The 20,509-nt window shown below is 72.5% G+C and carries 20 protein-coding genes and 1 pseudogene; 7 read left to right on the forward strand and 14 right to left on the reverse strand.

The annotated features are described in order from the left end of the window. Positions 1-15: 15 nt before the first annotated feature. Positions 16-768, reverse strand: coding sequence for a phosphoglyceromutase (locus AB0J72_RS46955; RefSeq protein ID WP_344511552.1), 753 nt, complete (start codon positions 766-768; stop codon positions 16-18). Positions 769-831: 63 nt separating this feature from the next. On the opposite strand from AB0J72_RS46955, the gene AB0J72_RS46960 reads away from it, so the two are divergent. From AB0J72_RS46960 to AB0J72_RS46970, 3 genes are read left to right on the forward strand one after another with little or no spacing between them, the layout of a single operon-like run. Next, entirely contained in the window at positions 832-2,061 is a 1,230-nt protein-coding gene (locus tag AB0J72_RS46960; protein ID WP_363412196.1) for an MFS transporter, read from the forward strand. Between the two features lie 32 nt (positions 2,062-2,093). Further along, positions 2,094-3,320: an MFS transporter gene (locus tag AB0J72_RS46965; RefSeq protein ID WP_363412198.1), complete on the forward strand. Its 1,227-nt coding sequence runs from the start codon at positions 2,094-2,096 to the stop codon at positions 3,318-3,320. 30 nt (positions 3,321-3,350) lie between these two features. Next, entirely contained in the window at positions 3,351-3,668 is a 318-nt protein-coding gene (locus AB0J72_RS46970; RefSeq protein ID WP_363412200.1) for an STAS domain-containing protein, read from the forward strand. On the opposite strand, the gene AB0J72_RS46975 is transcribed toward AB0J72_RS46970, so the two are convergent. From AB0J72_RS46975 to mshA, 4 genes are all read right to left on the reverse strand, one after another. Beyond that, positions 3,665-4,615 carry a chlorophyllase gene (locus AB0J72_RS46975; protein ID WP_363412202.1) on the reverse strand — a complete coding sequence of 317 codons (951 nt, stop codon included), beginning with the start codon at positions 4,613-4,615 and terminating at the stop codon, positions 3,665-3,667. The genes AB0J72_RS46970 and AB0J72_RS46975 overlap by 4 nt on opposite strands. Positions 4,616-5,050: 435 nt before the next feature. Further along, positions 5,051-6,514 (reverse strand): glycosyltransferase family 39 protein, encoded by a 1,464-nt coding sequence (locus AB0J72_RS46980; protein ID WP_363412204.1) that lies wholly within the window; start codon positions 6,512-6,514, stop codon positions 5,051-5,053. Between the two features lie 13 nt (positions 6,515-6,527). Further along, on the reverse strand, positions 6,528-7,031 hold the full coding sequence (locus AB0J72_RS46985; RefSeq protein ID WP_363412206.1) for a YbjN domain-containing protein: 504 nt from the start codon (positions 7,029-7,031) through the stop codon (positions 6,528-6,530). An 82-nt stretch (positions 7,032-7,113) separates the two neighbouring features. Further along, positions 7,114-8,430 carry a D-inositol-3-phosphate glycosyltransferase gene (gene mshA, locus AB0J72_RS46990; protein WP_363412208.1) on the reverse strand — a complete coding sequence of 439 codons (1,317 nt, stop codon included), beginning with the start codon at positions 8,428-8,430 and terminating at the stop codon, positions 7,114-7,116. 129 nt (positions 8,431-8,559) lie between these two features. On the opposite strand from mshA, the gene AB0J72_RS46995 reads away from it, so the two are divergent. Together AB0J72_RS46995 and AB0J72_RS47000 are read left to right on the forward strand one after the other, a co-directional pair. Beyond that, positions 8,560-9,315, forward strand: coding sequence for an SDR family oxidoreductase (locus AB0J72_RS46995; protein ID WP_363412210.1), 756 nt, complete (start codon positions 8,560-8,562; stop codon positions 9,313-9,315). After that, a complete protein-coding gene (locus tag AB0J72_RS47000) occupies positions 9,315-10,091 on the forward strand; it encodes a class I SAM-dependent methyltransferase (protein WP_363412292.1) in 777 nt (258 codons plus the stop codon). Before AB0J72_RS46995 ends, AB0J72_RS47000 begins: the two co-directional genes overlap by 1 nt. Here AB0J72_RS47000 and AB0J72_RS47005 read toward each other — a convergent pair. Next, positions 10,075-11,115, reverse strand: coding sequence for a UDP-N-acetylmuramate dehydrogenase (locus AB0J72_RS47005; RefSeq protein WP_363412212.1), 1,041 nt, complete (start codon positions 11,113-11,115; stop codon positions 10,075-10,077). The genes AB0J72_RS47000 and AB0J72_RS47005 overlap by 17 nt on opposite strands. Positions 11,116-11,180: 65 nt before the next feature. Between AB0J72_RS47005 and AB0J72_RS47010 the strand changes: the two genes are divergently transcribed. After that, complete coding sequence (locus AB0J72_RS47010) at positions 11,181-11,939, forward strand: maleylpyruvate isomerase family mycothiol-dependent enzyme (RefSeq protein WP_363412214.1); 759 nt, start codon at positions 11,181-11,183, stop codon at positions 11,937-11,939. Positions 11,940-13,110: 1,171 nt separating this feature from the next. Here AB0J72_RS47010 and AB0J72_RS47015 read toward each other — a convergent pair. Beyond that, on the reverse strand, positions 13,111-13,986 hold the full coding sequence (locus AB0J72_RS47015) for an EI24 domain-containing protein (protein WP_363412216.1): 876 nt from the start codon (positions 13,984-13,986) through the stop codon (positions 13,111-13,113). A 144-nt stretch (positions 13,987-14,130) separates the two neighbouring features. Here AB0J72_RS47015 and AB0J72_RS47020 point away from each other — a divergent pair, with 144 nt between their 5' ends. Then, positions 14,131-14,538 carry a GntR family transcriptional regulator gene (locus tag AB0J72_RS47020; protein ID WP_363412218.1) on the forward strand — a complete coding sequence of 136 codons (408 nt, stop codon included), beginning with the start codon at positions 14,131-14,133 and terminating at the stop codon, positions 14,536-14,538. A gap of 635 nt (positions 14,539-15,173) precedes the next feature. Here the strand turns inward: AB0J72_RS47020 and AB0J72_RS47025 are convergent. From AB0J72_RS47025 to AB0J72_RS47055, 7 genes and pseudogenes are all read right to left on the reverse strand, one after another. Further along, positions 15,174-15,911, reverse strand: coding sequence for an alanyl-tRNA editing protein (locus AB0J72_RS47025; protein WP_360572228.1), 738 nt, complete (start codon positions 15,909-15,911; stop codon positions 15,174-15,176). 133 nt (positions 15,912-16,044) lie between these two features. After that, entirely contained in the window at positions 16,045-16,962 is a 918-nt protein-coding gene (locus AB0J72_RS47030) for an alpha/beta hydrolase (protein WP_363412294.1), read from the reverse strand. Positions 16,963-17,272: 310 nt separating this feature from the next. After that, the gene (locus AB0J72_RS47035) at positions 17,273-17,599 is read right to left on the reverse strand and encodes a DUF2516 family protein (protein WP_363412220.1); all 327 of its coding nucleotides are present in this window, start codon (positions 17,597-17,599) and stop codon (positions 17,273-17,275) included. Positions 17,600-17,667: 68 nt separating this feature from the next. Beyond that, positions 17,668-18,156, reverse strand: coding sequence for a hypothetical protein (locus AB0J72_RS47040; protein WP_360572232.1), 489 nt, complete (start codon positions 18,154-18,156; stop codon positions 17,668-17,670). Between the two features lie 56 nt (positions 18,157-18,212). Then, a pseudogene (locus tag AB0J72_RS47045) lies at positions 18,213-18,566 on the reverse strand (helix-turn-helix transcriptional regulator); the annotation flags it as partial. 69 nt (positions 18,567-18,635) lie between these two features. Beyond that, complete coding sequence (locus tag AB0J72_RS47050) at positions 18,636-19,583, reverse strand: asparaginase (protein ID WP_363412223.1); 948 nt, start codon at positions 19,581-19,583, stop codon at positions 18,636-18,638. A gap of 85 nt (positions 19,584-19,668) precedes the next feature. After that, positions 19,669-20,502 (reverse strand): 3-keto-5-aminohexanoate cleavage protein, encoded by an 834-nt coding sequence (locus tag AB0J72_RS47055; protein ID WP_363412225.1) that lies wholly within the window; start codon positions 20,500-20,502, stop codon positions 19,669-19,671. Positions 20,503-20,509: the final 7 nt, after the last annotated feature.

Here is a 20,509-nt window from a genome sequence, read left to right on the forward strand (position 1 = left end):
TCTGTATCTGAGCGGTTACCGGCCCTGGTTGGCGACCGCGGCCGCGGCCTCCTTGGCCGCCTCCGGGTCCAGGTAGGTGCCGCCCGCGGTGACCGGCCGCAGCGCGGCGTCGAGGTCGTAGCGCAGCGGGATGCCGGTCGGGATGTTGAGCTTGGCGATCGCCTCGTCGGAGATGCCGTCGAGGTGCTTCACCAGGGCGCGCAGTGAGTTGCCGTGCGCCGCCACCAGCACGGTGCGGCCGGCCAGCAGCTGCGGCACGATCTGGTCGTACCAGTACGGCAGCATGCGCTGCACGACGTCCTTGAGGCACTCGGTGCTCGGACGGATGTCCGGCGTCAGGTTCGCGTAGCGCGGGTCGGAGGCCTGCGACCACTCGTCGTCGTCGGCGATCGGCGGCGGCGGCACGTCGTAGGAACGGCGCCAGAGCATGAACTGCTCCTCGCCGAACTCCTCGAGCGTCTGCTTCTTGTTCTTGCCCTGCAGGGCACCGTAGTGCCGCTCGTTGAGCCGCCAGCTGCGCTGGACCGGGATCCAGTGCCGGTCGGCGGCGTGCAGGGCGATCTCGCTGGTGCGGATGGCACGGCGCAGCACTGACGTGTGCACCACATCCGGCAGCAGACCGGACTCACGGAGCAGCTCGCCGCCCCTGCGGGCCTCGGCCTCTCCTTGGGCGCTGAGGTCCACGTCGACCCAGCCGGTGAACAGGTTCTTCGCGTTCCACTCGCTCTCACCGTGCCGCAAGAGCACCAGTGTCCCGACTTCACTCATGCCGCAATCTTCCCGCACTGAATCACTTCGACAGCACCGGACCTCCAATGTAAGGATGCGGGCGTGCCGCGCAGCTTACAAAAACGGTTACCGTCCCAGTTCTGGGTCGTCTGGACCGCCACCCTGATCAACCGCGCCGGCGGGTTCGTCGGCATCTTCCTGACGATCTACCTGACGACCGAGCGAGGCTTCAGCGAGTCGACCGCCGGGCTCGTCCTCGGCCTGTACGGGCTGGGCGGCGCGGTCGGTGTCACCGCCGCCGGGCACCTGACCGACCGCTGGGGCCGGCGGCCGACGGTGCTCCTCGCGATGGGTTCGGCGTCGGTACTGATGGTCTGCCTGGGCCTGGCACACCACCGCGTCGCGATCATGCTGGGCGCGCTCGCGCTGGGCATGGCCGCCGAGGGGGCCCGCCCGCCGCTCGGCGCGATGATCGCCGACCTGGTGCCGGCGGCCGACCGCGGCCGGGCGTTCTCGGTCTACTTCTGGGCCATCAACCTCGGGTTCGCCACCGCCGCCGTCCTGGCCGGGTTCGCCGCGGGCGCCGGCTACCTGACGCTGTTCCTCGCCGACGCCGCGACCACGGCGGGCGCGGCGGTCCTCATCGCGCTGAAAATCCGCGAGACCAGACCGGAACCGGAGCCCGTCCAGCGGCACCGCGGCGGCAACGGCCTGGCGGCGCTCGGCCGGGACCGGGTGTTCCTCGGCTTCGTCCTGTGCAACCTGCTGATCGCGCTGGTGCTGATGCAGCACTCCTCGATGCTGCCGATCGCGATGATCGACGACGGGCTGAGCCCGCGCACGTTCGGCGTGGTGATCGCGCTCAACGGCGTCCTCATCGTGCTCGGCCAGCCGCTTGTCACCCGCCTGCTCGCCACCCGCCGCGAGGCGCTCGTCGCGCCGGTCGCCGCCGTGGTCATGGGCGTCGGCTTCGGCCTCACCGCGCTCGCGCACACGCCCGTCTGGTACGGCGCGACCGTGCTGCTCTGGACCGTCGGCGAGATGCTCAACGCCCCGTCCAACGCCGCGCTGCTGGCCGGGCTGTCGCCGGTCGACATGCGGGGCCGCTACCAGGGCGCGTACGGGCTGTCGTGGCAGGCGGCGTCGTTCCTGGCGCCGACGCTCGGCGGCGCGGTCCGCGAACTCGCCGGCAACACCGCGCTGTGGCTGGGCTGCCTCGGGCTGGGCCTGGCCGCCGCGGCGTGGAGCCTGCTCGCCGCGCCCGCCCGGGAGCGCCGGGTGGCCGAGGTCACCGCCGCCGCGGAGGCGCCGGCCGAGTTGGCTAAGATCTAACTGTAAAGAGCGTTAACAATTCTGGAGCAATCGTGCGCGTGTGGTACCGGTCCACGATCGGTGGCCTGCCGAGGATGTACTGGTACCTCTGGACCGGCATGCTCATCAACCGCGTCGGCGGGTTCGTCGCGCTGGTGCTCTCGCTGTACCTCACCGCCGACCGCGGCCTGAGGCCCGGCGCCGCGGGGCTGGTCGTCGGCCTCTACGGCATCGGCGGGATCGCCGGCGTCCTGCTCGGCGGCGTGCTCGCCGACCGGTGGGGGCGCCGGCCGACGCTCCTGCTGGCCCACTTCGGCGCGGCGGTGTTCGTCGGCGGGCTGGCCCTGACCCGGGACATCCCCGCGATCGCCGCCCTGGCCGCGCTGCTCGGGCTCATGCACTCCATGCCGGGCCCCGCGTTCGTCGCGGCGATCGTCGACGTGGTCCCCGCCGCCGACCGCAACCGCGGGTTCAACCTGCAGTTCTGGGCGATGAACCTGGGCATGGCCGCGGCGTCCGTCATCGCCGGCGCGCTCGCCGAGGTCAGCTTCCCGCTGCTGTTCGCCGTCGACGCCGCCGGCACGCTGGTCACCGCCGTGCTGCTGCTGTGGAAGGTCCACGAGACCAGGCCCGCGGCGCGGACGGCCGGCGGGCCCACCAAGGGCGGGCTGCACACGGCGCTGACCGACCGGGCCTACCTGGCGTTCGTCGGGCTGAGCCTGCTGCTGGCCGTCGTCACCATGCAGAGCTCGACGATCCTGCCCCTCGCGATCGACGCCGACGGGCTGCGGCCGACCGTGTACGGCTCGGTCGTCGCCTACGCCGGCCTGCTCATCGTCGCCGGGCAGCTCTTCGTGCCGAAGCTCATCGACCGCTGGCGCAAGGGCACCACGCTCGCCGTCGCCAACGTGTTCCTCGGGCTCGGCTTCAGCTTCGTCGCGCTCGCCTCCGGCGTGCCCGGCTACCTGGTCGCGGCGACCGTCTGGACGATCGGCTCGATGCTCGCCGCGCCGCCGAACGCGGCCGTCATCGCGGAGCTGTCGCCGGAGGCGCTGCGCGGGCGGTACCAGAGCGTCTTCTACCTGATCTTCCCGGCGGCGAGCTTCATCGCGCCCGCGGCCGGCGGCGTGAGCCTGGAGTACCTCGGCGACTGGCACTGGGTGATCTGCGGCGGGCTCGGGGTGCTCGCCGCCGCCGGTCACCTGCTGATCCAGCCGGCCCGGGAACGCCGGGTCGCGCGCGCCGAAACGGAGCGTTTAGCGGTGCCGGTAGCGGGGTAGACGCCGCCTTTCGACGTGACAGGGGGCGAAGTGGACGGTTTGACGGCGAAGCTGGAGGCGCCGGACCCCGGCACGGTCGTCATCCGGCTCGACGGGGAGCTCGACCTCGCCACCCGCGACCACCTTTCCGAAGCGGTGCGGGCGGTGCTGCCCGTCTTCCGGCCGGGGGCGCTGGTGGTGGACCTGGCCGGCGTGACGGTGCTCGACTCCGCCGGGATCGGCGCGCTGGTCGGCTGCTGGAAGCTCGCCAAGGAGACCGGCTGCACGCTGAGCCTGCGCAACCCGCGCCCGCTCGCCTACGCGCAGCTGCGGCTGACCGGCCTGCTGCCCGTCTTCGCGCTCAGCTAGATCGTCCCGTCGTACCTGGCGGCGCCGCTGACGGTGGCGTCGGCGCGGAGCCGGCCCTTCGCGGCGCCGTCGCCGTAGAGGGTGTACCGCAGGAAGTCGAGCATCGTCTTGGCCACGGCCTGGTTGGCCGGCGCCGAGCCGAACAGCCCGCCGCCGTGGTCGCCGCCCAGCAGCGTCAGGAACGCCTTGGGCCAGCCGCAGCCGTCGTACAGGCCGCGGCCGCTGCTGTAGGGGACGGTGCCGTCGGCGTCGCCGTGGATGAACAGCACCGGCGTGGCGGCGCCGCTGAACTTCCCGCCCATGCCGCCGCCGGAGACGATGATGCCGCCCTTGAGCCGGGCGTCGCGGCCCGAGCCGGACAGCATGCCGGCGGTCGTGTAGCCGCCCGCCGAGTGACCGCCCGCCGCGACCCGGCCGGTCTCGATGTGGCCGGCGAGCGCGGCGCCGGCCTTCGTGTCGAGCTTGAGCACCTCGGTGATCACGGCGGACGCGTCGGCGGGCTGGTTGCCCATGTCGTTCTGGTTGAACGGGTTCGCCGCGGAGTTGGTGAACGGGTAGGCCGGCGCCGCGACGACGAACCCGGCGGCGGCGATCTTCGCGGTCACGCCCTGGTAGCCCTCCGGCGAGCCGTGCAGGCCGTGGCTCCACAGGACCAGGGGGAACCTGCCCGCGGCGACGCCCGCGTTGCTCTTCGGCGAGCCGCCGGCCGTCCCGGTCGCCGGGTAGAAGACCAGGGTGCGCAGCGTGCGGCCGGCGCGGCTGAACGTGAACTGGCTGACCCCGACGGCGAACGTCTGGGTGGGCGCCTTCACGGCGGGCGGCGCGGCGCTCTTCGAGGCGGCGGCCGACGCGGACCCGGAGGGCGCGGCGCCGGCGGCGGTCAGGGCGGCGACGGCGTCCCCGCCCGCGGCATCCTCGCCCGCGTTCGCGTTCGCGGATACGGACATGTCCGGATTCGCCGATGCGTCGGTCTTCGCGCCGCAGCCGGCCAACGTGACGACGAGCAAGAGACCGGCGAGAGCACCGCGCATCCGCATGCGAGAGAAACTACGGCTTTGCGACTTCGTGCGTCTTTACGCCGGACTTAAGTTTGGGGCCGATGCCCAGTCCTGGAAGCTCGTGCCGGCGGCAGCGGGTGGCGTGCACCCCCAGTCCACGACCACCCGCTCTGCTGCGGTCTTTCGACCGCGCGGTGCCGCCGGTTGCAGTGGTCGCCCCGCCCGGACAGACCACTGCGAGTGGGCCCGTGAAGGCCCAGAAACACCCCCGTCGCTCCCCAACTTCAGGAATCGCCGGTATCCGTGATTGACGGTACGCGGCCAGGAATTGCAGCGACAAGTAACGGGACTGTCGGCTCCCTCACACAACTGAAATAATTGAAATCAATCGAAGTGCTGGAAGCCCGGCCACAGGTCGGCCCAGGTGCCCCGCAGCCCCCGGCACACGAAGACGCGAGCTGTTTGCTCTTCGTTCTCCACGCCGTAACCGTTGTCCAGATTCGCCTTGAACTCGCATGATACGAACGCCGGCGAGCGGCTCGGGTCACCCTGCGTCACGAGCACGACGACGGTCGCGGACTCCGGCGGCGGGCCGAGCCGGTGCAGCTCGTTCTGTCCACTGTAGACATCCGGCAGGCCGAGGGCCTTGCCGTAGCGGTCCAGGGCGCCGGCCTCGCCGTAGTTGCCGGTCACGAGCACCGTGTGCGGCTTGTCCTGCGCCGGGAGGGCCTCGTACACGTCGGCGACCTGCCGCACGTACCGGCGCCAGCCGACCTGGTCGGCGATGCCCTGGTTGATCGCGGGGATCGGCGTCCCGCCCACGACGCCGACCGGCAGCACCGGCAGCGACATCAGGATCGCGAAGCCCACGTTGACCGCGGCGCCGGCGACCAGGATCCAGCGGCGGGTCACGCGCCGCGCGACGGGCACGGCGCCGATCGCGAACAGCGCCGACAGTAGCCCGACCGTGTAGTACGGCTGGCCGGCGATCACGAACAGGAGCACCAGCATCAGCGGGTACGCCACCCCGAGCGCCCGGATCGGGCGCAGCGCCGGGTTTCGCAGCAGCGTCACGATGCCGGCGATCCAGACCGGCACGAAGAACGGGCCCAGCCACGCCAGCTGCAGCGGGATCAGGGTGATCCTGGCCTCGTCGCCCTTGTTCTCGGCCAGGGCCGCGGCCATGTCGAGCTGCGGGAAGTCGTTGGTGATCTGGTACAGCAGGTTGGGCAGCCCGACGACGAGCGCGATGCCGGCGCCGGCCCACAGCCACGGCGACAGCAGGACCTTGCGCGGCCCGGCGACGAGCAGCCCCGCCGCGAACGTGAGCAGCAGCAGGATGACCAGGTGTTTGTTGTACAGCGCGAGCCCGGTGACCAGCCCGGCGTACAGCCAGTACCGGGGCAGCTCCCGCAACGACGCCCGCATGACGCACAGGACGACCCCGAGCCAGACCAGCAGATCCGGCCCGGTGGTCAGGGTCAGGTGCGTGGACACCAGGGCGAACGTGGTCAGCGCGCCGGTCCCGGCGAGGGTCTGCGCGACCGCGCCGCCGCCGGCCTCGCGGGCGATGAGGGCGAGCAGGAAGACGGCGGCGGGCAGGAACAGCACGCCGGGCAGCCGGATCGCCCACGCCGAGTCGCCGAAGACCTCGGCGCACAGCCGGATCAGCAGCGGCGTGAACGGCGGCTGGTCGACGTAGCCCCAGCTCGGCCGGTCGCCGAGCATGCGGAAGTACAGCTCGTCGCGGTGGTAGTCATAACGGTTGATCGTCAGCAGGAGCGCGACGGCGGCCGTGGCCGCCACCGCACCGACAGGTCTCCAAGCGAGCGGCGCCCGTTCGATCACCGGCTCAGGGTAGCTAGCTCGTGCGCTCCACGAAGGCCGTAAATGCCTTGAGATTGTCCAAGGGCTCGCCGCGCTTGACGCGCCACTCCCACTCGCGGCGGATCGCGGAGCCGAAGCCGATCTCCAGCATCGGGTCGAAGCTCTCGTCGGCGTAGGTCAGCACCGCGCCGAGCAGCCGGTCGAGCTCCTCCTCGGTCACCGCGTGCAGCGGCAGCCGGCCCATCAGGTACACGTCACCGACCGTGTCGACGCTGAACGCGACGCCGTACATGCGCGAATTGCGCTGCAGGAGCCACTGCCACAGCTCCTCGCGGTTCTCGTCCGGGTGGCGCATCACGAACGCCTCGACGCGCAGCGTGTGCTCGCCGACGATGAGGTTGCAGTTGGTCTTCTGCTTGTGGGTGCCGGGCAGGACCGCCACGTAGGCGTTGTCGCCGGTCTTCTCCCAGGCGATCTCGCGCTCGTCGCAGACCCGCTCGATCAGCTGCTTGACCGCCTCGACCGAGTTACCGCTCATGCCGTCACCTCCGCTGCGCTCCGGCGTCGGCCTGGGCCGACCTGCGCCCACGATGAGCGGACCAAGCCGCTCCGCTGTCCGCTCATGACATCGCCGCCAGCAGCTCGGTGTCGCGGTGCGTGGTGAGGGCATCGCGGTACGCGGCGAGCAGGCCGCTCGCGGTGTGGCTCCACGAGAACTCGCGGGCGTGCCGGACCGCGCCCTCCGAGAGCTCCCGGCGCCGCGCAGGGTGGGCGAGCAGGTCGCCGAGGACGGCGGCCCAGTCCTCCGGGCGGTGCGTGTCGACCAGCACCCCGGAGACCCCGTCCCGGACGGCGGTCACCAGCCCGCCGACGGCCGCCGCGACGACCGGTGTGCCGCACGCCTGCGCCTCGATCGCGACCAGACCGAACGACTCGTTGTAGCTCGGCACGGCGACCAGGTCGACGGCGCGGAACAGCTCGGCGAGGTCCTCGCGCGGCTGCGGGGCGAGGAACCGCACGCAGTCGGCGATGCCCAGCTCGGCCGCGAGGTCCATGAGCGCGGTCGGCCGGTCCAGGCCCGAGCCACTGGGGCCGCCGCAGACGGCGACGACCAGCTTCGCGCCCAGCTCCGGGTCGCGGGCGCGCAGCTCGGCGGCGGCGCGCAGCAGCACGTCGGGCGCCTTCAGCGGCTGGATCCGCCCGACGAACGCGACCACCAGGGCGTCCTCGGGAAGGCCGAACTTCTGCCGGTTCCGGCCGTCGCCCGGGGTGAACGTCTCCAGGTCCACGCCGGGCGGCACCACGCTGACCCGGCGGGGGTCGGCGGCGTACAGCTCGATCAGGTCGGCGGCCTCGGCCGGGGTGTTGGCCACCAGGCCGTCGGCCGCGGCGACGACCTGCTCCTCGCCGATGACGCGGGCCATCGGCTCGGGCTTGTCGCCGTCGGCGAGCAGCTGGTTCTTCACCTTGGCGAGCGTGTGGGCGGTGTGCACCAGCGGGACGCCCCACCGGTCCTTCGCCAGGAAGCCGACCTGACCGGACAGCCAGTAGTGGGAGTGCACGAGGTCGTACCAACCGGGCGCCCGCGACGCCTCGGCGCGCAGGACCCCGTTGGTGAACGCGCACAGCTGCGCCGGCAGGTCCTCCTTGGCCAGGCCCTCGAACGGGCCGGCGATGACGTGCCGCACGAGCACGCCCGGCGCCATCTCCACCACCGGCGGCAGCTCGCTGCACGTCGCCCTGGTGAAGACCTCGACCTCGACGCCGGCCCGGGCCAGGCGCTCGGCGACCTCGACGATGTACACGTTCATGCCGCCGGCGTCGCCGGTGCCCGGCTGGTCGAGCGGCGACGTGTGCACGGACAGCGTCGCGACCCTCCGCGGGAGAGAGCGACGGGACTGCGGGGTGTGCCTGTGCAGCGAGTCGACCCGCGCCACGTCGGTGCTCCTTCATCTGTTGCCGGACGGTTACATCTTCCCAACCGTCCATGTTCCCTCGCGTGCGGCCGTCTACCCACCGTTGCGTTCATCACTGCGGTTCGCGGTGCATGCGGGAGGATGGTCGGCATGTCTTCTCCTGTTGCCGTTGTGACCGGCGCTTCCAGCGGTATCGGCGCAGCTACCGCCCGCCGTCTGGCCGCCGAGGGCTTCCACGTGGTGGCCGTGGCCCGGCGCGCCGAGCTGCTCTCCTCGCTGGTCGACTCGCTGCCGTCGGCGACCGCGGTTGTGGCCGACGTCACGTCGGATGCGGACATTTCACGACTTGTCGACACGGTCGCCGCACTGGGCGCGCCCGTGGAGCTGCTGGTCAACAACGCCGGCGGGGCCATCGGCGCGGAGACCGTCGAGGAGGCCGACCTCAGCGACTGGCAGTGGATGTTCGAGGTCAACGTGCTGGGCACGGTCCGGGTCACCAAGGCGCTCCTGCCGCTGCTGTCCGCCTCTGGCCGGGCGACGATCGTCGTGATCTCCTCCACGGCGGGTCTCATCGTGTACGAGGGGGGCGGCGGCTACACGGCGGCGAAGCACGCCCAGACGGCGGTCGCGGAGACCCTGCGGCTGGAGCTGAACGGCCGCCCGATCCGGGTCGTGGAGATCGATCCCGGCATGGTGAAGACCGACGAGTTCGCCCTCAAGCGGTTCGAGGGCGATTCGGAGAAGGCCGCCGCCGTGTACAAGGGCGTGGCGGACCCGCTGGTCGCCGAGGACATCGCCGACTGCGTCGCGTGGACCGCGACCCGGCCGCACCACGTCAACATCGACCGGCTCGTGGTCCGCCCGCTCGCCCAGGCCGCCCAGCACAAGGTGCACCGGGTGACGTGATGCGTGTCCTCGGCGCGATCACGCGCGGGACCACCAATCCCAACCGGCTGCGGCGGGTCGACAACTGGATCGCGGTGACGCTCGGCCCGGTGCTGGCCCGCGCCGACGCGCCGCTCGTCGTCGACCTCGGGTACGGCGCCTCGCCGGTCACCACCCTGGAGCTGCGCCGCCGCCTGCTCGACCTGCCGGGCCCGCCGGTCCGGGTCGTCGGCCTGGAGATCGACCCGGAGCGGGTCGCGGTCGCGCAGCCCTTCGCCGACCCGCCGTTCCTGGAGTTCCGCCGGGGCGGCTTCGAGCTGGCCGGGCTCGCGCCGACCGTGGTGCGGGCGTTCAACGTGCTGCGCCAGTACGACCTGGAGGCCGTCCCCGCCGCCTGGGCCGCGATGACCGCGACCGGGGCGGTCCTGGTGGAGGGCACCTGCGACGAGCTCGGCCGGCTGGCGTCCTGGGTGACCGTCACCGGCGGCGTGCCGCGGACCCTGACCCTCGCCAGCCGCCTGTCCACGTTGGACACCCCGGCGACCCTGGCCGAGCGGCTGCCGAAGTGCCTCATCCACCACAACGTGCCCGGGCAGCCGATCCACGCGCTGCTGTCCACACTGGACAGCGCCTGGCGCGCGGCGGCGCCGCTGTCGGCCTTCGGGCCGCGCCAGCGCTGGCGGCGCGCGGTCGAGGCCACCCGGGACGCCGGCTGGCCCGTCCTGGACCGCCCCGCCCGCTGGCGCCTGGGCGAAATGACGGTCCCTTACAGCTGCCTGTCTACAGAGAGCAGTTGACGAGGACCGGCTCCGGGTGCAACTGCACGCCGAACCTGTCCTTGACCCCGTGCTGGATCTCGCGCGCCAGCCCGAGCAGCGCGGCGGTCGTGCCGGTGCCCCGGTTCGTCAGGGCGAGGGTGTGCTTGCCCGACAGCGCCACGCCGCTGGCCGGGTCGCCGTAGCCCTTGCCGAACCCGGCCCGCTCGATGAGCCACGCCGCGCTGAGCTTGACCATCCCGTCGGGCGCCGGCCAGGCGGGCGGCTCGCCGGCGGCCCGGCGCACGGGCTCCACCGCGTCCGCGGCCACGACAGGGTTCGTGAAGAACGAGCCCACCGAGAACGTGTCACGGTCCGACGGGTCCAGGACCATCCCCTTGCCGGCGCGCAGCTTCAGCACCGTCTCGCGCACGTCGGCGAGCGGCGCCGACTCCCCCGCCTGCACGCCGAGCGTCCTGGCCAGCTCCGCATACCGGATCGGCGTCGACAGCGGCGACACCGCCAGCTCGAACGTCACCGACAGGACCACGAACCGCTCGTTGTGCTTGAAGACGCTCGTCCTGTACGCGAAGCCGCACGCGTCCCTCGGCAGCGTGACGATCTCGTCGCTGACCCGGTCGTACGCGCGGACGGCGGTGATCGTCTCGGCGACCTCCTGCCCGTACGCCCCGACGTTCTGGATCGGCGTGGCACCCGCCGACCCCGGGATGCCCGACAGCGACTCGATCCCCGCCCAGCCGTTGGCGACCGCCACCGCCGCGACCTCGTCCCACGGCTGCCCCGCCTGGACGGTCAGCCGGACGGTCCCGCCCTCTTCCCGCACGTGGATCCCGCGCTGCCGCAGGAGCACCACGGTGCCCGGAAACCCCTCGTCGGCGATCACAACGTTGCTGCCTCCGGCGAGGACGAGCACGGGTTTTCCGGTTCGTACCGCGTTGACCGCCTCCTCCTCTGAGGTCACCTCCACCAGTTCCCCGGCGGGCCCGCCGAGGCGCAGGGTGGTCAGGTCGGCGAGGCTGGGCACGGACGCGGCTGCTTCGGACACCGCACCAGAGTAAGGCGTGCCCTAATGTTGGAGCTGCAGCGTCCGGACCGGGAGAGGGATCGCCGATGAGCAAGCCTCAGCTCACCAAGGAGTTCTGGCTCACCGCGCTGCGCGCAGAAGGCGACGCCTTCCGCGCCGCGCTCGGCACCGTCCCCCTCGACGCCGCGGTCCCCACCTGCCCCGGCTGGCAGCTGCGCGACCTGGCCTGGCACCTCACCCAGGTCTACGTGTGGGTCAACGCCATCGCCCCCCGCGGCAGCACCGACCGCCCCGACCCGCGCCCCGACACCCCGCTCCCGGCGGACGTCGACCCGACGGTCGCGTGGACCGACGCCTTCACCGAGCTCCTGGCCACGCTCGACGCCCTCGAGCCCGACCTGCCCGCCTACAACTGGGCCCCGCAGGCGAAGAAGGCCGGCTTCTGGCACCGCCGCATGGCGCACGAGACCGCCATCCACCGCTGGGACGCCCAGATGGCCGCGGGCCTCAGCGAGCCCATCGAGCCCCGCCTCGCCAGCGACGGCGTCACCGAGGTCCTCGACACCTGGCTCCCCGCCGGCCGGCGCTCCGGCCCCACCAACCGCGCCGGCATGATCGCCCTCCACGCCACCGACGTCGACCAGGTCTGGTACGTCCGCCTCCGCGGCGCGGGCGTCGCCCTCCTCGACACCGACACCCTCCTCGACACCGACGACCACCACGAACGCGCCACCGCCAGCGGCCCCGCCAGCGACCTGGTCCTGGCCCTCTTCGGCCGCGTAGCCTTCGACACCCTCCTCGTCAGCGGCGACACCACTCTCCTGGAAGGCCTCCGCACCGGCTGACCACCCCCGAGCCAGCCCAACGCCCGACAGCACGCAAACCGCCCAGCCCGCATCGCAGGCCTGCGGCAGACGTTCCACACCGAGCGGTTTCACGCCGGGACGGGCAGCGGCGGGTTCGCACCGAGGCACCGGGGTTCGCGTCGGGGCACCGGGGTCCGCGTCGGGTCCGCGTCGGAGGTTCCCGCCGGAAACCTGCGGCGACGGCGCCCGCTGGGAGCCCAGGCCGCCTGCCGACAGCATGGCCGTCGCCGCGTCCTGGCCGTCGGTAGTGCACTCGCACGGCCCTGCGGCACGCCCCGCTCAGCGACATGCCCGCCTTGGCGACACGCCCAACCCAGCAGCACTCACCAGCACCGAACCAGACTCCCGACCGGCCATCCCCAGGTCACGACTCCCGACCGGCCATTCCCCAGGTCACGCCCCCGCCCGGCGGCACGCCCGACCCGACGGCACGCCCGACCCGACGGCATGCCGGCCCGACGGCACGACCCGCCCGGTGACACGCCCGACCCGATGGCAGCCTTGGTTCGGCGGGCAGGCCCGGACACGTGCGGCCGCGTCGCCGTGACCGGTCGCGGTGTGACGGCGGGCGTGGCCATGGTGGCGGCGATGGTCGCCGAGATCGCCGCTTACCGGGGCACGCCGCTTACCGGGGCACGCCGCTTACCGGGGCCACGCCGCTTGCCGTGGTCACCGCTTACCGAGGCACGCCGCTTGCCGTGGCACGCCGGGTGCCGTGGTCACCGCGTGCCGGGCTCGCCGCTGCCTGCCCGGCCGTCACCCAGCGGTGCGGTGGCCTGTCCTCCGTGCCGGGAGCAACGCTCAAGCCTGTCTTCGCGAGGGGCGGGTGACCCGTCGCGTTGGCGCCGTCGTTGACGTGGCGGCGGGGCCGGTGGACGGCTTCCGGCTCGCCGAAGCTCTGCCGCACGAAGCCCGACGCTTCCCGCCGCAGCAGCGACTGCAGACCCGGGCGCCTCCCCTGTTGCGCCAGGCGCCTGGCCACACCGCACCTCAGCCCCCGAACCCGGGCGAACCCCCCGAGACCCTGACCGACAGGGTTGCCTGCCAACCGTCGGCGTTCAGGTCAGGCGGCGGCGCGGACGCGCCGAATGCCGCTCAACAGTTGCAAACCGTCATGCATCCTCACTCCCCCCGGTCGGAAGCGGTCAGGTCACAACCGGCCGGCTACCCCCACATCATGCCCGCCAGGTACGACAGTTTCCGGGGCTCGAACGAGCGGGGGCTTGCCGAGGGCGGCGGACGGCTTGTCGGTCGGGAGGGCGAAGAGCCTGCGGGTCAGCAGGGTGCTGCCGGCAACGGCGGCGGGGACGACCAGGACCGCGGCGAAGGGGATCAGCAAGATCACGAAGACCGGCATGCCGAAGCCGAGCGCGAGCGGGCGGTTGGCGCGGAGCATGGCGCGGCGGTCCTTCAGGCGCAGGCCGCGGCGGTTGAACGGGACGCCCGTCAGCTCCACGGCGAGCAGCCAGCCGCCGACCACGACGTCGACGACCGGGATGACCGTCTGGCCCAGGACGGGGACGAAGCCGAGCAGGAACAGCGGGACCGAGACGACGACGCCCAGCAGGATGAGCCTGATGGAGTCGGCGGCGTTCTTGAAGAACGTGCGGTGCCACGGCAGGTCGGGCAGGCCCGGCGCGCCGCCGTAGTGGTCCTCGACGCGCTCGGAGATGACCTCGTAGAACGGGTCGCCGATGAGCAGGGTCAGCGCCGTGTACGTGAGGACCGACACCAGGGCGGACACGATGACGATGCCCGCGCCGGCGCCGAACCTGATCACGCCCCGCCACGGCGACCCCCAGTCGTCGGCGAACCAGGTGACGGTCGCGGCCAGGTCGCGGATGAACCAGAGCAGGAAGAACCAGGCGGTCCCCAGCAACAGGAAGGAGATGACTGCCGGGATCAGCCCGAGGAGCAGGAGGCGGGGGCTTCGGCTGTACAGCGAGAACCCCCGCCCAAGCAGTCTCGCCCCCTCGGCGAACTCGTCCCACATCGTCTTCAGCGGCGCCACTCCGTCATCTTTCACGACCCGGGGACCGCCCCGACAACAAGCCCCGGATACGGATGGCGGCCGGTTTGCCGATTCGCGTGTGGCGGTGGGATGATGGTGGGGCCATGTACGCATAGGACGGCAAGCGGACAAGATCATGGGGTTATCTACCGTTGGGGCATGATCGACCGGAGTTCGGATCGGCCGTTGTACCAGCAACTGGCGGACCTGCTGCGTGAGCAGATTCGGGCGGGGGAGCTGGCGCCGGGGGCATTCGTGCCGTCGGAGAGCAGCTTGATGCAGGAGTACGAGCTGGGCCGGCCCGCCGTTCGCAACGCGGTGGCGGTGCTGCGGCAGGAGGGGCTCGTCGTGTCGGCCCGGGGCGCGCGGACCATGGTGCGGCCCGCGCTGCAGCGGGAGGTCGTGGAGCTGCGAGCCGGCGACGAGGTCATCGGGCGGATGCCGACCGATCCGGAGCGACGCGACCTGGGCATCGACCCGGGCGAGCCGATTCTCGAGGTGACCAGGTCCGGCGGCGAAAAGCTGATCCTGCCCGCGGGAGCCAACCTGCTCCGAGCCGCCCCCTGAGGTAAGCAGCCGCGAACGAGCGGACGCAGGGGCCGAGCGGACGCAGGGGCCGAGCGGGTCCGGCCCGCGGAAGGCAAGCTGCGCAGGTCGGACTCTGAAGCGGGCCAGCGGGGACCGGCAAGCGGAGCCGGCTAGCGGGCCCGTGAGCGAGCGGGCGCAGGGCGAGCAGGTCCTGCCCGCGGGAGCCAACCTGCGCAGGTCAGACTCTGAAGCGGGCCAGCGGGGACCGGCAAGCGGAGCCAGTCAGCAGGCCCCGAGCGAGCGGGCGCAGGGCAAGCGGGCGCAGGGCAAGCGGGCGCAGGGCAAGCGGGCGCAGGGCAAGCGGGCGCAGGGCAAGCGGGCGCAGGGACGAGCAAGTCTGGCCCGTGGAAGCCAACCTGCGCAGGTCAGACTCTGAAGCGGGCCAGCGGGGACCGGGCGAGCAGAGCCAATTGACAGGCATTGGGCGAGCATGCCCCGAGCGAGTGGGTGTAGAGGGAGCGGTCCTACCCCACTGGAGCCTGCGGGTCAGCCCCGAACAAGCAGTCGCGGACGAGCGGGCCGGAGCAAGGACGCACAGGGGGCCAGCAGGTCGTGTCCACAGACGCCAACCTGCCGCGGGTCGGACCCTGAAGCGGATCAGCGCGGAGCGGGCGTCAGTCGGTCAGGCGGACGCGGACTCGGCGGTTGGCCTTGCCTTTGCTCTCGACCTTGACGACCTGGAGACGGCCGATCTGGGCGGTCGAGGCGACGTGGGTGCCGCCGTCGGCCTGGGCGTCCAGGCCGACGATGTCGACGATGCGGATCTCCTGCTCGTCGGGCGGGATCAGGTTGGACTGGGTGCGGATGATGTCGGGCAGGGCGAGGGCCTCGTCGCGGGCGAGGACCTTGGTGACGACCTTGCGGTCGGCGGCGACCTCGGCGTTGATGAGCTCCTCGAGCCGGGCCTTGAAGTCGGGTGGGACCTCGGGGAGGTTGAAGTCCATGCGGGCCTCGGCGGGCTCCATGGAGCCGCCGGTGACGAGGGCGCCGAAGTCGCGGAACACCACGCCGCCCAGGACGTGCAGGCCGGAGTGGGTGCGCATGAGCTTGGTGCGGCGGTCGTCCTCGACGGCGCCGATCACCTCGGTGCCGGCGGGTGGGAGCGGGTCTCCCTCGGCGGGCTGGAGGTAGAGGTCGTCGCCTTTGCGGGTCCCGGTGATTCGCGTCTGTACCCCCTGCCACAGCAGCACGCCGTGGTCCGGTGGCTGGCCGCCGCCGCCGGGGTAGAAGGCTGAGCGGTCGAGCACGATGCCGTCGGTGGCATCGGAGTGCAGGACGACGCACGTCCACTCGCGCAGCGTCGGGTCGGCGAGGTCGAGGCGGGAGGTCCTGCCGTGTTGCGTGACACCCATGTCCGAAACTCTATGTCGGTCCGGCCCAGCGGCGCAGCGCGGTCATGGTCCGATCCCCCTCAGGTCAGGTAGTGGCGAAGTTGTCATCCATAGGACAGACGCGCCGGGGTGCCACCCTGATACGTGCCGGGGGTCAGCCGTTCGGACAGTTTCGGTCGGGGCCGAGGTTCAGGAACGTGGAGATCCGGGCGCGCAGGTCGGCGCGCTGGGTCCAGACGACGCCGGGGCGGTCGTACACGTGCAGCTCCGCGTCGGGGAGTGCCTCGGCGAGCTGCTCGGCCACGGTGACCGGGTGCAGGTCGTCGCCCCTGGCGCCGATGACGAGGCACTTCGCGGTGACCGCGGCGAGGTCGGCGCGGTTCTGCACGGCGACCTGAGCGGGCAGGCTGGCCAGGCCCGCGGCGAGCCCGTCGCGCATCAGCTGGTCGAGCCGCTGGCGCAGGAACGCCCAGACCGGGGGCGAGTTGCGGACCTGGGCGGGGACCTCCATGGAGATCACGTCGGCCACGGCGGCGGCGTCGCCGGCCTCGATCGCCTCGAGCAGAGCGGTGAGGCGCTCCTGCACGGCGGCCGGGCGGGCCGTGTCGAGGACGGCGGGGAGGAAGAAGACGGCGCGCTCGAAGCGGCCCGGGTTGTCGGCCAGGAGGCGGCAGAGGGCGCCGGCGCCGAGGCTGACGCCCAGGGCGCGGGTGGCGCCGGAGAGGTCGGCGACGGCGCGCAGGTCCCGGGCGAGGTCGGCATAGGTCCAGACGCCGCCGGGCGCGGCGGAGTGGCCGTGGCCGCGGAACTGGAAGAAGACCTTGCGACCGGCGACGGCGCTGCCCAGGGGGCGGGTCTCGGCGATGCCGCTGCCGAGCCCGTGCGCGAAGACCGTGACGGGGTCGCCCTCGCCGGTGAGGAGCCACTCCAGCTCGACGCCGTGCGGGGTGGCGACCTGCTCGGTCGGCGGCGTGGGGAGCGTGGGCCGGCCGGTCTGCGGCCCGCGGGTCACGGGCGGGCGGAACCGGTCGGGCCTGCCGTCGGGCGGCGGCGGCCAGCGGAAGTCCATCAGCGGACCGCCGCCACAACCGCCAGCCCAGCCGCCTGTACAACAGCCATCGCACGAGCCGGAGCAGCTGCCGGAGCAGCTGCCGGAGCAGTCGCCGGCCCAGCCGTCGGCGCAACAGCCGTCGCAGGCGCCGGCACAACCGCCGGCCCGGCCACGGCCGCGACCGCCGGCTCAGCCACCGCCACAGCCGCCGGAGAAGCCGCCAAGCCAGCCACCAGGCCAAGCACCGGCGCGACCGCCGAGACAGGCGCCAGCGCGACCGCCGAGACAGGCGTCGAAGCAACCACCGAGGCAGCCGTCATTCCGGCCGCCGTCACCAGGAGCCGTGGCCGTCGACCGCGTCTCGCAGCGCGGGTCTGATGTCGAGCAGGTAGACGGCGAAGATGCCCGCGGAGATGAGCAGGAAGATGCTGAGGTAGCCCATGCGCAGCTGCGGCGCCAGGGCCGTGAGTAGCAGGCCGCCACCGTTCATGGCCAGCCAGACCGTCTTGGACATCGTGCCGATGGCGGGAAACGCGTCGGCCCGCTGGACGAGACAGTGCAGCAACGCCGCGGCGCCGAGCACCAGGCAGAAGATCCACACCGCCAGGGAGATGAACAGCTCGACCCTGTCGTAGAACACCGGCACTGCAGTCACCATCCCCCGAGCTTATTCCGAAGCCCCCCGAACCGTGCGAGACGGTCCGGAGGGCTCCCGACAAACTCCCGTTACTTCTTGGCGGCGGCGGTCTTCTTCGCCGCGACCTTCTTCGCGGGGACCGGCGTGTCGGTCTCGACGGGCGTCACGGCCGGCGCGATGTCGGCCGGGGTGGGGGTGACGGCGACCTCGGTGGTCACGGTCTTCGTGGCCGGCGCGATCTCGATCTTCGCCTCGGCGGTGCGGCCGCCGGCGACGACCTTCTCGCCGCGGTTCACGAGGTCGGTGTACACGGCGAGCGCGCGGTCCTGCGCGACCTGGGCGCCGGCGAGCAGCGACGTGGTGTTGCGTCGGGCCGCGTTGCGCAGGCGGTCGGCGGCCACGGTCAGGTCGGCGCGGAGGTTGGTCTCGGCGACCGCCGGGCGCAGCTCCTCGACCCGGGCGCGCAGCTGGGCGACCTGTGCGGGCAGCTTGCGCAGCTGCTCATAGGCCAGGTCACCGGCGCCGGCGGCGGCATAGAGCGGGGTCGGGATCTTCCGGGTGGTGGTGCTGGTGGTCATGATGACTCCTCTGACTTCGTCGGTGGTGCCGGGTCGGCGTCGCGCCCCGCCCCCGAGGCGGCGCCGTCGGCATCGCTGCGCGAGTTCTCGCGCCGGAACGTTTCGTAGATCTGCGTGAGCGACTGTTTCTGGGCCGTAGTGAGATCACTGTCCGCAGCGATCGCGGCCAGCACGTCGTGCCCCTCGCGCTCGAGCAGGCCGGCTCGCAGGTACATCAGCGGGGTCGACACCCGCAGTGCACTCGCGAGCTGCGCGAGCACCTCGGCGCTCGGCTTACGCAGGCCACGCTCGATCTGACTGAGGTACGGGTTGCTGACGCCGGCTTGCTCAGCAAGCTGGCGGAGCGAAATGCGCGCGTTGCGGCGCAGGTCACGGATGAACCCACCCAGGTCGCGCGGCTCTTCAGTCACATCACCGACCGTAGCTCGCCGTGCTAACTGTTGCAAGCAAAGTGCTAACTCCAGCTAGCGTGAAGCCGCTCACCAGACTGTCCGGACCGAACCTACCCGCACGCCGCCTCCCATGACCGGCATGTCCGAAAAGTCACCCAAGGAGAAGCCGAGGCGGGTGAACCCAGCGCTCAGCACGGGCAGCCGCGGCCGCGCGGCGCCGTCGTCGATCTTCAGGGCCACCGCGCCGACGCCGGGGACCGCCGCCGCCATCACGCCCTCGGCCCCGATCTTCGACAGCAGCGTGGGGAACGCCCGCATGAGCTGCGTGTCGTGCCCGTCGGCGTCGGTGCCGGAGACCAGGTCGGGGTGGGCGCGCATGGCGTCCGCGACCAGGCGCGGGGGCGAGCCGGCCGGGGCCGACACCAGCCGCAGGAACGCCGCGGCCAGCCCGCGCAGCGACACCGCGAGCAGCGGCGCGCCGCACCCGTCGACGCCGACCGCCGCGGCCTGCTCCTCGGCGAGGGACTCGACGCCGTCTCGGATCGCCACCTGTACGGGATGCGCCGGGTCCAGGTAGCCGGCGAGGGGCCAGCCGTTGGCCGCGCAGGTGCGCAGCATCCCCGCGTGCTTGCCGGAGCAGTTCATGTACAGCGGCGACCGCTCCCCACCCGCCCGGACCACGGCGTCGCGGGCGTCGTCGGACAGCGGGTAGTCCGGCGGGCAGCCGAGCGCCGAGGCGGGCAGGTCGGCGAGCACACCTCGTACCGACGCCACATGCGCGGGCTGTCCACGATGGCTCGCCGAGATGATCGCCAGCTCCGCCGGTGTCGCGGTGAGGCCGGCCGCCAGCATCCCCACCGCCTGCATGGGCTTGTTGGACGAGCGCGGGAAGACCGGGCCGAGCACGTCACCGGCCCACGCCGTGACCTCGCCGCCGGCGTCCAGGACGACGACGGACCCGCTGTGCCGGCTCTCCACGAACCCGCTGCGCTCGACCTCCGCGAGCGGCTCCCCACCCAGGTACAGATCGCTCATGCCGCCACCTCCGCTGCGCTCCGGAGTCGGCCTGAGCCAAACCTGCAATGCCGATTCGCGGCTCCTCCGCTCCGCTCCGGGCCGCTCATGCCGGGATCCCCAGCATCGCTCGGGCGTCGGACGGGGTCATCGGCGGGCGCTGGGCGAGCCGGGCGAAGGCGGAGGCCCGCGCGACGAGCTGCGCGTTGCTCTCCACCGGCGCGCCCTTGGCGTAGGTGACGGTGTCCTCCATGCCGACCCGCAGGTGCCCGCCCGCCGACAGCGACGCGAGCAGGACCGGCAGCGTGCCGCGGCCGATGCCGGTGGCGGAGAACGTGCTGCCGGACGGCAGGTCGCGCATCGCCTGCACGCAGGCGACCAGGGCCTCGGCGGTGGCGGGCATCCCGCCGGGCACGCCCATGACCAGGTCGAGGTGGACGTGCCCACCGGCGGGCAGCCCGTGCTTGTCGAGCAGGCGCCGCAGCGCGGTGAGCTGGCCGAGGTCGAAGATCTCGTACTCGGGGACGATCCCCCGGTCACGCATGCGGGTGTGCAGCTCGACGATGAACGCCCACCGGTTGAGGAACACGTCGTCGCCGAAGTTGACCGTGCCCATCGTGCAGGAGGCCATGTCGGGCCCGGCGTCGAGGACGCGGAGCCGGTCGGACTCCGGGTCGGTGACCGCGCCGCCGCTGGAGAGCTGGACGATGAGGTCGGTCTCGGCCCGCAGCGCGGCGACGGCGTCCTTCAGCCGGCCGAGGTCGAGGGTCGGCCGGGCGTCGTCGTCGCGCAGGTGCACGTGGATGATCGAGGCACCCACCGCCTGGCACTCCTTGCCGGTCGTGACCAGCTCGTCCAGGGTCACCGGCAGCGCTGGCACGTCGGCCTTGCTCGATTCGGCGCCGGTGGGCGCCACCGTGATCAACGTCGTTGTTGTCATGGCTCTT

This window comes from Dactylosporangium sp. NPDC049742, from assembly GCF_040674675.1.
In the GTDB taxonomy this organism is placed as follows: Bacteria; Actinomycetota; Actinomycetes; order Mycobacteriales; family Micromonosporaceae; genus Dactylosporangium; species Dactylosporangium maewongense.